The sequence below is a fragment of the Marinobacter koreensis genome, assembly GCF_023156285.1.
In the GTDB taxonomy this organism is placed as follows: Bacteria; Pseudomonadota; Gammaproteobacteria; order Pseudomonadales; family Oleiphilaceae; genus Marinobacter; species Marinobacter koreensis.
The window spans coordinates 400,394-412,033 of the sequence record NZ_JAKZAJ010000003.1 but is presented as its reverse complement, the minus strand read 5'-3'; the positions used below and the strand labels follow the sequence as shown (position 1 = coordinate 412,033).

Here is an 11,640-nt window from a genome sequence, read left to right as displayed (position 1 = left end):
CTGTCCGTTAGCCTCGCCAGAACGCCGGCGACAGAACGATCACCACGGAGAGAATCTCCAGACGCCCCATCAGCATTCCCACGGCGAGAATCCACTTGGCAGCGTCCGGCAAGGGGCCGAAGTTGCCGGCCGGGCCGATGATTTCCCCGAGCCCGGGACCGACATTTGTCAGGGCAGTCAGCGCCCCGGACAGAGCCGTCACGAAATCCAGCTCCATGGCTGCCAGCGCGAGTGTGATCAATGCCAGGCACAGAAGAAAAATAAAGGTGTAGGCGATCATCGAGGAAATGATCTCGTCGCTCACCGCCCGCCCGTTGTAATTCCGGGTCAGTACCGCACGCGGGTGGAGCAGGCGCATCAATTGCTCGCGCAGTATCAGGATCGATAGCTGGAACCGGAAAATCTTCATACCGCCTGCTGTCGATCCGGAGCAGCCGCCCACGAACATCAGGAAAAAGAACACCACGAACGCCAGTGAACCCCAGGCGGAATAGTCCTCTGAGGCATAGCCGGTGGTCGTGACGACCGATGTAACGTTGAAAAGCGTGGAGGTGTAGTTGTGGAAGGGATCGAATTGATCCGGGGATATCCACCACTCATGGAACGTGAGCAGCAGGGGCACAACCAGTAACAGGGTCAGGAACATGCGCACCTGCTGATCCCGGAACAGGACCCCGTGCTGGCCGTGCATTTCCCTGACAAACAGGAAGAACGGCATACTGCCGATCATCATGAAGAACGTGGCTTCCATGAGAATCAGGTCGTCGAATTTCCCCATGGACATGTCCGAGGTTGAAAATCCGCCGGTGGCAATACTGGTGAGGCCATGGTTGAACGCGTCGAACAGGTCCATGCCCGACACGCGGTAAGTCACCACCGCGATGATCGAAAAGAATAAATAGACAAACAGAAGACCCCGGCTGAGGGTTTTCATCCGTGGCAAGGCCTTGTCCGTCCACTCCGACGATTCGGTGGCGAACAGGCGCATGCCGCCCACCCGGAGGAAGGGTAGCACCGCGACGAACATGCCGATGATCCCGATTCCGCCAATCCATTGGAGAATCGAGCGCCAGAGCAGGAGATCGCGATCCATCGTATCCAGGCCACTGAAAACCGTGGCGCCGGTGGTCGTGATGCCCGAAGCGCCCTCAAAAAACGCATCGGCCGCCGAAATCCCGTTATCGCTGAGGAAGAAGGGGAGAGCCGACAACAAAGCGATGATGAACCAGCTGGAAACCGTCAGCACGAACATGTATCGGGGTTTGAGGTCGCTGGCGTAACCCCGCGTGGCAAACATCCCGATAAGCCCGAGACCCAGGCAGATGCTGGCAGACTCTGCAAACGCAACGGCATTGGGCGCAGTGGACTGCACCAGTAAAAGCACGGGGAGCGTCATGAAAATGCTCAGTAGCACGAACATGACGCTGACAATGAAGACGACGGGGTAGAGGTTTCTCAAGAAATGCTCTTGTCAGCGACACCTGAAGACCGCGTCAGAATACCCACGCCCTCCGGCTTCTGCAAGGTAAAGGCGCGTGGCTGCGGGCATTTCGGGGACATTAAAGTGATGTAAATTCGGCGTAAATCCGGATCCTTTCTCTGGCAACATTCGTGCGGTTGTTGCATCTTGGAAATCGGCACAGCCGAATGAATCGGTAAAGGAGAACTCAGATGAAACGAACAACAAGTCTTGCCATGACAATCGCAGGCATCGCCAGCGGCGCACTGCTCGCCAGTAGCCCGGCAATGGCTCAGGATATGTACAAATCCTCTGTCGGAGGTCTTTATGCGGGACTGAACTACACGTTCATGAATGCCGATTACAACGACAGCAACGCGGATGCGGACCTGGGCACGCTCTCGGGCAAAGTTGGCGTAATGGCCACGCCGTTTCTGGGCATCGAGGCCCGTGCCGGCTTTGGCGTGGATGATGATCGGGTCGGGATCGCCGACGTGTCTATCGACAATTTCTATGGTGGGTACGCCACGGTCAATCTTGCCAACGAATCCCCGGTAACCCCATACGCCGTGCTGGGCTTCACCCGGGTTGAGTCTGAAGCAGACCTGGGATCTTCAACCATCCGTGATGATGGCTCCGACGTCTCCTATGGTCTCGGCGTCAACATGCAGTTCGCGCCGAACCTGTCGGGTAACCTGGAATACATGCGCTACTACGACAAGGACAACGTTACCCTGGACGGACTCGGCCTCGGTGTTCAGGTAAACTTCTGATAAAGGTCACCTGAAACAGGATCTGTTTTGAACCATCTTGCCCACGTTTTCCTGGCACCGGACACCGCGCAGGCACGCGTGGGCAGTATCCTTGGGGACTTTACCCGCGGGGTTGAACTTGAGAGTCTCCCCGAAGAAGTTCGCCGGGGCGTGGAGCACCATCGCATGGTGGACAGCTTCACGGACCGGCACGATTCTGTCCTTGCCTCGAAACGCCTGTTTTCCGCAAGACGCCGGCGTTTCGCAGGGGTGGCGCTGGATATCCTCTACGACCATTTTCTGCTCAAGCACTGGTATGCCTTCAGTGATCAGGACCCCGATACGTTTATTATGAAGGTCTACGACGAGCTTGAGTCTCGCCAGCATCTGATGCCACCGGACATGGCGCGAGTGACGTCCCGTATGGTCACCCATGACTGGTTCAACGCCTACCGGAGCCTGGACAACATCGGTCAGGCCCTTGACCGGGTGGCGGCGCGGATCCGTTTTCCCAATCGATTCGAAGGGATGATTCTCGAAATCCGGGACCATCATGACGAATTGGAAGCATATTTTTTAGAGTTTTTCCCAGAATTAGAGAAGGTTGCACAGGATTTTTGATGCGATTTATTAGTTTTTTTGTGCTTGTTTTTTCCGTGATCATCGCGCCCTGCGTCAATGCCGAACCGGACCAGAGCGAAAAGGTCCCTGAGGTGCTGGGTTTTGTTGAGTGGACCGTTCTCAGCGATGCCGATCTCCGTTTGAAGGCCCGTCTGGACACAGGCGCCAAGACATCGTCGCTTCACGCGAAGCAGGTTGAAGAGTTCAAACGGAACGGCAAGGAATGGGTTCGTTTCGTGATTCCGTTGGGTGATCACAAGGACCAGCGAAGTGAAGGGCAGGTAGATCCGAAGGATGTCGTCGTGCAGTTTGAGCGCCCCGTCCGCAGGGTGGTTCTGATCAAGAGGAAGGGAGCGCCTCCGCAGAGGCGCTATGTGGTCGATATGGATTTCTGTATTGCCGGCACGCGCCATACCACGCAATTTTCGCTCACCGATCGCAGCGCTTTTTCCTACCCGGTGCTGCTGGGACGGCGCTTTCTGGGCGACGACGGCATCCTGATCGATTCCTCCGACAGTTTTCAGGCGAAAAAGGAGTGCGCATCGCCCACGCTTGAGGAACTGGTGCGAGAGCACAAGGCAAAACTGATCAAACCCTGAATGAAAAAGACCGCCCCTGAAGGCGGTCTTTTTTCTCATGCGCGTCGTGGGTTCACTCGGCCAGAGTCGCGTTATCGATTACAAACCGATATTTCACGTCGCTTTTCAGCATCCGCTCGTATGCCTCGTTGATCGCTTTGGCGGGAATCAGTTCAATGTCCGCCACGATCTTGTGTTCTGCGCAGAAATCCAGCATCTCCTGGGTTTCCGCAATGCCACCGATCAACGATCCGGCGATATTGCGACGCTTGAAGATCAGGTTTCCGATAGCGGGTGAGGGGTGTGGATCTTCCGGAACGCCCACCATGGTCAGGGTGCCGTCCCGCTTGAGCAGGTTGGTGTAGGCATCGAGGTTGTGGCTGGCTGCGACGGTATTGAGGATGAAGTCGAACGTGCCGGCATGGGCCGCCATTTCTTCCTCATTCCTGGAAACGATGACCTCATCGGCCCCCAGCTCCCGGGCTGCTTCGCGTTTGTTCTCGGAGGTCGTGAAGGCAACGGTGTGGGCGCCCATGGCGTGAGCCAGTTTTACCCCCATGTGTCCCAGGCCACCAATACCTACAATTCCCACTTTTTTGCCGGGGCCAACGTTCCAGTGACGCAGCGGTGAGTAGGTGGTAATACCGGCGCACAACAGCGGTGCCACCGCCGCGAGCTGCTCCTCCGGATGGCGAATCTTCAGTACGAAGTTCTGATCCACAACGATTTTCTGTGAATAGCCACCCAGGGTGTGCCCGGGGTGATCCTCGGTTGCGCCGTTGTAGGTTGGGGTAAAGCCATTTTCGCAATACTGCTCAAGACCTTCGTCACACGAATGACAGTGCTGGCAGCTGTCGACCATGCATCCCACGCCAACGGTGTCGCCCACACGAAAGGCGCTGACCTTGTCGCCGACGGCGCTCACGTGGCCCACGATTTCGTGGCCAGGTACGCAGGGGTAGTGGGTGCCTCCCCACTCGGAGCGAACCTGGTGGAGATCGGAATGGCAGACGCCGCAGTAAACAATGTCGATCTGCACATCGTCCGGTCCGGGCGCCCGACGCTGAATGTCCATGCTCTCCAGTGGTTTGTCCGAGGCATAGGCGCCATAAGCTTTCACTTCCATAGCATGCTCCCTGATGTTTGTGACGTGAATGTCGTTCTGATAGCGCGCAAGCTTAGCCTGCAAGTCGTTACCCTGCTATCTACGTTGACGAGGTTGATGTGGCTTAGCGACTTCGACCAAAGTTTCAGTCGCCTTGATCTCCACAAAAATCAGTAAACGTCTTCGAGGTACCGCCCTTCGGCTCTGAGGGCGCTTACATCCAGTTTCAAGGGCGCGAGGATTTCGTCGAGGGCCGTCATAACGCCCTGCGCCATTTCCCGGCCTCCACACACGAGCACCTGGCCGCCATTGTTGATCACTTGCCGGAGCCTGGATGCATCGGCCAGGAGACGGTCTTGCACGTAATGCCCCTGTTCAACCCGGGAGAACGCGGTATTCAGCTCGCTCAGCCGCTTATCCTCAAGGCATCGTGTCAGGACATCCCGATACAGAAAATCGGAGTTGGGGTTACGGCCACCCCAGTACAGGTACATCGGCTTTCGTGCTCCGTTTTTCCGGATAAAGCCGGCCAACGGACCAATTCCCGTTCCTGCGCCGATCAGAACGACCGGAGAGCCGCCGGTGGTTGGCCGGAAATCCGGGTTGGGCTGGATGAACGCATCGATTTCCTCGCCCGGTTGCAGCTGCTGGAGATGTGTCGAGCAGAGACCGCCCTGGTGCTTGCGGACACAGATTTCCGCAACGCCGTCTTCGCTGGACGACGCCAGAGAATAGAATCGCGGCGTCTCGCTGCCGGGTGGGAGGATGCCGATCAGATCACCCGCTTCGAAAGGCCGGGTTTCCGCACCCCGAGTGTTTTTGATACCGGACGCGGATGGACGAAAACGCAGGACGAAAATAGGCGAGTCCGGTTCTCCATAACTCTCACGGTCCAGCAGCGTCATCGGTTGGGTAGCCGGCCTCTCCGGCGTGTGATTCACAGACAGTTTGAGGCCCGTGGACTCGCCCAGTCGGCGGCTCCACCGATTGAATACCTGACTGTTCTTCCGGTCGATCCACTCGGCCGCAATCAATCGCGGCCACCCCTTGCGCGCCAGGGCATGGTCGACGTCCTTGGCAAAACCACAGAATGCCGGGAATTGTCTGTCGCCGAAGCCGAGCACGGTGTAGGGAAGTTTCAGGTCATCCGGCATCCGCTCCAGCCGATCCAGAAATCCGGAGGCCGAAGCGGGTGCATCGCCTTCTCCGTAGGTGGCTGTCATCAGGATCATTCGTCGGGCCTTGGGATAGGACCCCGCCAGGCTGTTCATGGCCGCCAGATGCACACGCAATCCGCCATCGATGAGTGCCGTGGCAAGGGCTTCGGCAAACCCCCAGGTCGTGTTGCCTTCGCTCCCGACCAGGATCACGGTGTCTGCATCGTCGCGGGAATGGCCGACGGACTTGGGTGCGGATCGCCTGCGACGCCACCAGATAGCAGTGCCGGTCATGGAGAGGGCCGGAATGCCCAGAGCCCCTATGCCGAGGATAACGGCCAGCCACCACAGGCCTTCACCGGTATGCAGCTGATAGATCAGCCCGTAAATGCCCGACGGTACTGGGCGCGGTGTGAACGAAAGCAGGGCCCCGGTGACCGGATCAACGAAACCGGCACCCCGGCTGGTTCTCAGCGAATAGACATCTTGAGGATCATCAGGGAAGGGGAAGACCAGCTCCTCAAGCTGGGCAAGGTCGACACTCCTGAGGGCCTTGAGGTCACCAACCGGCGCCCTTGGCGCATCGTGGTTAACGGTCGGGAACGGTGGCTCTTTCAGTGAGGCATCAGGGAGCAGCCCGAACCGGGTTGCGGACATGTAGGTCCCTGAAAGGGCAGAAAGCAGCAGTATCACGACGGTGACTCGTCCGATCTGGGTGTGCAGCCGCTGTGCCAGTGTGCCTTTGAGTGGCTTCGCCAGATTTCGCCAGCCGCCCTGGCGTCTGACCAGGAACAGTAGGCCGGCCAGGCACACGACCGTCATCAAGGCGGCGGCAATGCCGACGGCACCTCGTCCTGCGTCACCAAGCATCAGTGAACGATGCAGGTCCTTTACCCACCGGAAGAACCGGGAGGGCTCGTAGGGCGCGATGGCTTTGCCGGTATTCGGGTTGATGAGGACGGCCCCGGCCGATCCGTCATTGCTGTAGTAGGCGATGACGGACCCTGAGGGGGTGCGCTTGATCTGTTCGGTGCCGGGATAGTGGCTCACAATACGGTCTGCAAGCTGGGCGACAGACAGTTCGCTTGCGGCGGGCACAACCGCCTGGCTGCGCTCCAGCACAGGATGGATTGCCATGATCGCCCCGCTGATCGCGAGGACGATGGCAAAGATCCCGACGATAAGTCCGGGTATGGAATGCAGTTTGCGCAACATGCTCAGCTCCGGCAACGAGGATTATTTGAAATCGTAGCGAAGGGATTTGACGTAGCCGCGCCCTGATACCGGCGTGCCGGCCCCATCGCGGGTTAACGGAACAACGACGTCGGAGGGAGCATCCCGCAGGTCTTCAACGGCGCTGTCGATTCGAACCTGATATCCGCCATCGAACAGTTTGTCCGCCAGATCAACGGTCACGTTCAGGGTTCTTCCGCTCTGGACCGAAGCCCCGGTCAGGCCATCGTATTCGCTTCGCGAAAGATTGCTGCCCCGGGCCCAGTGCCGGAGGTGGCGGTAGTATTTGGACTTTCCACCAGCCACCCACAAGGTGCCCTGGTACTGCCCCTTGTCGTCAGTGACGTAAAGCGCAAGGTAGGCGCCGTCGCCATAGTAGGGTTTCAGCTCCGCGGAAAAGGTCACTTCCCTGGCTGAAGCCGGCATGCTGGCCGCCAGGGCAGGGATCAGCAGCAATGCCATGAGCACCAGGCGCCGAATGGCCGTTCCATGTCGCGGTTGTGAATTGTCATTCGTCTTCAGTTGATTCATTCGTTCTACCCTCTGGATTTGAAACGATCGAGACTTCACTGCACCGATACCTTCGGGCGAGCATTAATCAGGCTGTTCGCTGGAGGCTGGGCCGGGGTGGATGTCTGAGAATCGACGGACGGAGCCAGCCTTTCATGTTCGTTCTCCTCGTCTTCATCGCCTTCGTATTCCTGGCCCATACTTTCGAACGTCGACGGAGAGAACGTTGCTTCGACACGCTGGCCCTCTGGATTGACCCCTTCCACTTCATAGCAGCCGTCATCGACCTTGATTCGCATAACCTGCCATCCCGAACTCTGCAGGTATTGGAGGAGCTGGGACTTCGGGCGCCAGTTCGCGACGGGCTCGTAACAGTCTTCGTCAGCCTGCGCGCCCGTACTCACAACAGTGGCGGCGAATACGGCGCCGGCTATCAGTAATGCTTTCATGCGATGTCTCCTGACCTTGAGCAAGAACACCGGTTATCCGGTAGCTATAATGGCGCAGTGTAGAGAGCGTTCCTGACATCAACCTGAATGAGCCTGTTCAGGTTCCGGTAAGGTTTGTGTGTAACCATGCCTCGCTGATCAAAGACGGCATTTGGGTAATTTGTGGGAGTTGGCAAAGCGTGCGAATCCTTTTGGTGGAGGATAACCCCGTACTCGGCGAGGCAGTCGTGGACCAGTTGACGGACGATGGCCATGCCATGGACTGGGCAAAGACCCTGGCTGAAGCCGAAGCCATCGCTCGAGTGACCGATTACAACCTGGTGTTGCTGGACCTGATGTTGCCGGACGGGCAGGGCCTTGATCTGCTCAAGGATTTTCGACGGCGGGGTGATCTTTCACCGGTCATTATTCTTACCGCGAAAGACCAGGTCTCCGACCGGATTGCCGGACTGAATGCGGGCGCTGACGATTATCTGGTCAAGCCATTTGATCTGGACGAACTCTCTGCGCGGGTCTCCGCGGTGGCACGTCGATATCATGGAAACCCCAATCCGCTTCTGGAGCTGGGGCCTCTCCAGGTCGATCTTTCGGCTCACAGTCTTTTTCGCGAGGGAAAAAGCGTCGAACTGACGGCACGTGAATGGGCTCTGTTCGAGGGGCTTATTCAGCGGCCGGGGCACCTGCTGACGAAGAGCCAGCTTGAGGACCGCCTGTATGCGTACGGGACGGAAATCGAAAGCAACACCATCGAGGTGTACATCAGCCGGATCCGGAAGAAACTCGGACGCGACGCGATCGAAACCGTTCGGGGCATGGGCTACCGTCTGGGTTATTCATGATGCCGGAATCCACTCAACGACCGGTCAGCCTTCAGCGACGGCTGGGCGTTGGCCTCACCATCCTGCTTGCCAGTCTGTGGCTTGCCGCTACCGGCATTGCCGGCTTTGTCGTTCGCTCGGAAATGTATGAGGTCTTCGACAGCGCCCTGCAGGAAACCGCCGAGCGCCTGATGCCTCTGGCCGTGATGGAAATCCTCAACCAGGACACCTCAAACGGTTCGATTAATCCCCAGAACATTGCACCACTGGAGGAGGCGAAGGAATACCTGACCTACACGGTTCGCGACGCCAGTGGTCACGTTCTTCTGCAGTCCCACGAAGCGAAAGGCGATATCTTTCCGGCCAACCCGGTCACCGGATTCCACAACGCCGGGCAATATCGTTTCTACGGCACGTCTGCGATCAGCAATACGCTTTTTATCGAAGTGGCCGAGCCACTTGAGCACCGTCGAAAGGCGCTCCTTGAAACGGTGTTGGCTCTGCTGGTCCCCCTGGCACTGGCCGTTCCCCTGAGTTTCCTTGGTGTCTGGTATTACGTACGGCGAAGCCTCAGACCCATGGTTGCCTACCGCGATGCGATCGAAGCCAGGGGTGAGGGCGATCTGACTCCGGTCGATAGCCAGGGGCAGTTGCCCGCAGAAATGGAGCCGGTTTCCCGGGCGGTCAACAGTCTGATGGAAAGGTTGGAGCGCGCCCTGGAGGCCGAACGCAGCTTTACGTCCAACAGTGCCCATGAGCTGCGCACACCGATCGCAGAAGCACTGGCCCAGACCCAGCGGCTGAAGCGGGAGATTGCTGATGGTCTACCATCCGATGAACGGATAAAGCGAATTGAATCATCGCTCCGAAAGCTCTCCCGGCTCTCTGAAAAGCTTATGCAGCTGGCCAGGGCCGAGGGAGCCGGACTGCTATTGCCGGAGCCGGCTGACCTGACACCCGTCCTGCATTACGTGCTTCAGGATTTTCGAGGGGCCTCCGATCGGCTCGTTGTCGACGTGCCCGAAGACGGTCCTCTGTTTTCCAGACTGGATCCCGATGTCTTTGCCATCCTGGCGCGCAACCTCATTGAAAATGCGCTGAAATACGGCAGTGAGAACGAATCGATCGTGGTTCAGCTAGGTCCGGGTGTGTTCCGGGTCATCAATGGTGGGCCTCTGTTGGAAGAACAAACGCTTCGTGGGTTGAGCGACCGGTTCGTGCGGGGCACGGCGAAGGCCAACGGGTCCGGACTTGGACTGGCGATTGTCAGGGCGATCGCACAGGGTGTGCACACGAGCCTGGACATCCGGTCTCCCGCAACGGGGCGGTCCGATGGGTTCGAAGTGTCATTTTCACTGCCCGGCGTTTGAACGCTTGTATCGCAGCCAATCTCGAGCCGAAATGATCACAGCTTGTTTTCCCCTATACGGAAAAACTGCTTTCGCTGACTCTAATAGGCTCGTTTCTGGCCGTCGAACGTATACTACAAGATAGTCACCGGAATTTTTTGCTGCCCAATCCGTGAGCTCATTTGCACTCAGGACTTTCAGTGGCTGTTTCAGTCTGCCTACGAACTGATACTGACCGTGATATTTGCTAACGTTAGCTACAGTTTTTCCCTGATCTTGAAGCTCCTGAATTTCTCCTGCAATTGGTCCTACATCCTGCCGTTGGGCAAGTCCGATAAAATTACCGAGGACACCCATAAAGATAGCCATGGGGAATAATGCGATCAACCGCAAGCGGAATACGTCGCTCGAATCGGAACGCAACAGACATACCATCCCCAGTGCCAAGGGCAACAGGCCACCGACGCGAGGTGTGTCTTCACAGGCCGGATAGGATCCACTCAACTCACACCACTCCGGTGCCAGCAACAGTCCGATCCCGATCAACAAAGACAGACTCCCCAACACAATGAGACTGACGCGCCGTATCGGGCGTTCCTGAATCCGCCTGGCCAGCCAGAGCGCAACAGCTGGCATGACTGGAATGAGGTAATGAATCTGCTTGCCGCTGATCAGCGAAAAGGCCAGCAAGGTAACGCCGAACCACACCACGCAGAACCGCTCTCCAGCGTCTCGCCAGAGCCGACCCCGCCACGCCTTTTCCCAGAACAGAATGCCCCAGGGTAGCAACAGGACAGGGAGCAGCATCAGGTACCAATACCACGGACGGGCGTGGGCGAATGACTCCACCATCCGGCCGGTGGTCTGCTTCCAGATCAATGCGTTTTCGAAATCGGGGCCGCCCCTTTGAACGGCGGGATATACCCACGCCAGCATGATCAGCGCACTGATAATGACTGCGAGCAGAATTCCGGCATACCAGCGGCCAGGTCCGGGACCTTCGACATCCGGCCGCCACCATGGCATCAGAACAAGTACCGGCAGTACATCGAGGAGAATCACCGGCCCTTTGGTCAACATACCACCACCGAGCATCACACCACACAGAACGAACCAAAGGAGCGAGGCATGCGAATAGGCCTTCAGGGCAGATACAATCGCTGCCAGTGCAAAGAAACCCAGCACGATGTCGAACATAATGGTGGTGGAATACAGCAACCAGGAGAGGAAGCTAACAAGTATCAACGGGGCGACTGAGCGGACCCTGGGGCGATCCGGCCAGAAAAAGCCCGCGATGAAGGACACGAGCGGGATGGAGGCCAACCCTGCCGCCAGTGAAATCAGCCTTGGGGTATAGTCATTCACGCCGAAAACCACCCAACCGGCGTGCATTAGCCAGAACAGAAGTGGGGGTTTATGGGAGTATGGCTCTCCATTGAGTATTGGCAATATTAAGTCACCTTTGAGCCACATTTCCCAAGCTACGGAAAGGTAACGGGTTTCATCAACAGGAAAAGGCGAACGCAAAGCAAGACTGGCCAGACCCGTAATTAATAAGATTGCGATTGTATAAAGTGGCATTCGCTTGCTCGACACCGAATACTCCTCA

At 57.6% G+C, this 11,640-nt stretch carries 11 protein-coding genes; 5 read left to right on the top strand and 6 right to left on the bottom strand.

Going from position 1 to position 11,640, the window contains the following annotated elements; genetic code table 11:
- Positions 1-7 precede the first annotated feature (7 nt).
- Positions 8-1,420 (bottom strand): TrkH family potassium uptake protein, encoded by a 1,413-nt coding sequence (locus tag MLD04_RS10175; protein ID WP_248158273.1) that lies wholly within the window; start codon positions 1,418-1,420, stop codon positions 8-10.
- A gap of 251 nt (positions 1,421-1,671) precedes the next feature.
- Here MLD04_RS10175 and MLD04_RS10170 point away from each other — a divergent pair, with 251 nt between their 5' ends.
- From MLD04_RS10170 to MLD04_RS10160, 3 genes are read left to right on the top strand one after another with little or no spacing between them, the layout of a single operon-like run.
- The gene (locus MLD04_RS10170) at positions 1,672-2,232 is read left to right on the top strand and encodes a porin family protein (protein WP_248157793.1); all 561 of its coding nucleotides are present in this window, start codon (positions 1,672-1,674) and stop codon (positions 2,230-2,232) included.
- A 27-nt stretch (positions 2,233-2,259) separates the two neighbouring features.
- Positions 2,260-2,832: an acyl carrier protein phosphodiesterase gene (locus MLD04_RS10165; protein ID WP_248157792.1), complete on the top strand. Its 573-nt coding sequence runs from the start codon at positions 2,260-2,262 to the stop codon at positions 2,830-2,832.
- On the top strand, positions 2,832-3,431 hold the full coding sequence (locus MLD04_RS10160; RefSeq protein WP_248157791.1) for an ATP-dependent zinc protease family protein: 600 nt from the start codon (positions 2,832-2,834) through the stop codon (positions 3,429-3,431). The genes MLD04_RS10165 and MLD04_RS10160 overlap by 1 nt, the downstream gene beginning before the upstream one ends.
- Before the next feature lie 52 nt (positions 3,432-3,483).
- Here the strand turns inward: MLD04_RS10160 and MLD04_RS10155 are convergent, their stop codons facing one another.
- The 4 genes from MLD04_RS10155 to MLD04_RS10140 form a co-directional block, all read right to left on the bottom strand.
- Positions 3,484-4,536 (bottom strand): NAD(P)-dependent alcohol dehydrogenase, encoded by a 1,053-nt coding sequence (locus MLD04_RS10155; protein ID WP_248157790.1) that lies wholly within the window; start codon positions 4,534-4,536, stop codon positions 3,484-3,486.
- Between the two features lie 149 nt (positions 4,537-4,685).
- Entirely contained in the window at positions 4,686-6,887 is a 2,202-nt protein-coding gene (locus MLD04_RS10150) for a PepSY domain-containing protein (protein ID WP_248157789.1), read from the bottom strand.
- A 21-nt stretch (positions 6,888-6,908) separates the two neighbouring features.
- Complete coding sequence (locus MLD04_RS10145) at positions 6,909-7,367, bottom strand: DUF2271 domain-containing protein (protein ID WP_248158270.1); 459 nt, start codon at positions 7,365-7,367, stop codon at positions 6,909-6,911.
- A 104-nt stretch (positions 7,368-7,471) separates the two neighbouring features.
- Positions 7,472-7,864, bottom strand: a complete 393-nt coding sequence (locus MLD04_RS10140; RefSeq protein ID WP_248157788.1) for a PepSY domain-containing protein — start codon at positions 7,862-7,864, stop codon at positions 7,472-7,474.
- A 179-nt stretch (positions 7,865-8,043) separates the two neighbouring features.
- On the opposite strand from MLD04_RS10140, the gene MLD04_RS10135 reads away from it, so the two are divergent.
- Positions 8,044-8,703, top strand: coding sequence for a response regulator (locus tag MLD04_RS10135; RefSeq protein WP_248157787.1), 660 nt, complete (start codon positions 8,044-8,046; stop codon positions 8,701-8,703).
- Positions 8,703-10,052 carry an ATP-binding protein gene (locus tag MLD04_RS10130; RefSeq protein ID WP_248158268.1) on the top strand — a complete coding sequence of 450 codons (1,350 nt, stop codon included), beginning with the start codon at positions 8,703-8,705 and terminating at the stop codon, positions 10,050-10,052. Before MLD04_RS10135 ends, MLD04_RS10130 begins: the two co-directional genes overlap by 1 nt.
- Here MLD04_RS10130 and MLD04_RS10125 read toward each other — a convergent pair.
- Complete coding sequence (locus MLD04_RS10125; RefSeq protein WP_248157785.1) at positions 10,035-11,627, bottom strand: ArnT family glycosyltransferase; 1,593 nt, start codon at positions 11,625-11,627, stop codon at positions 10,035-10,037. The genes MLD04_RS10130 and MLD04_RS10125 overlap by 18 nt on opposite strands.
- Positions 11,628-11,640: the final 13 nt, after the last annotated feature.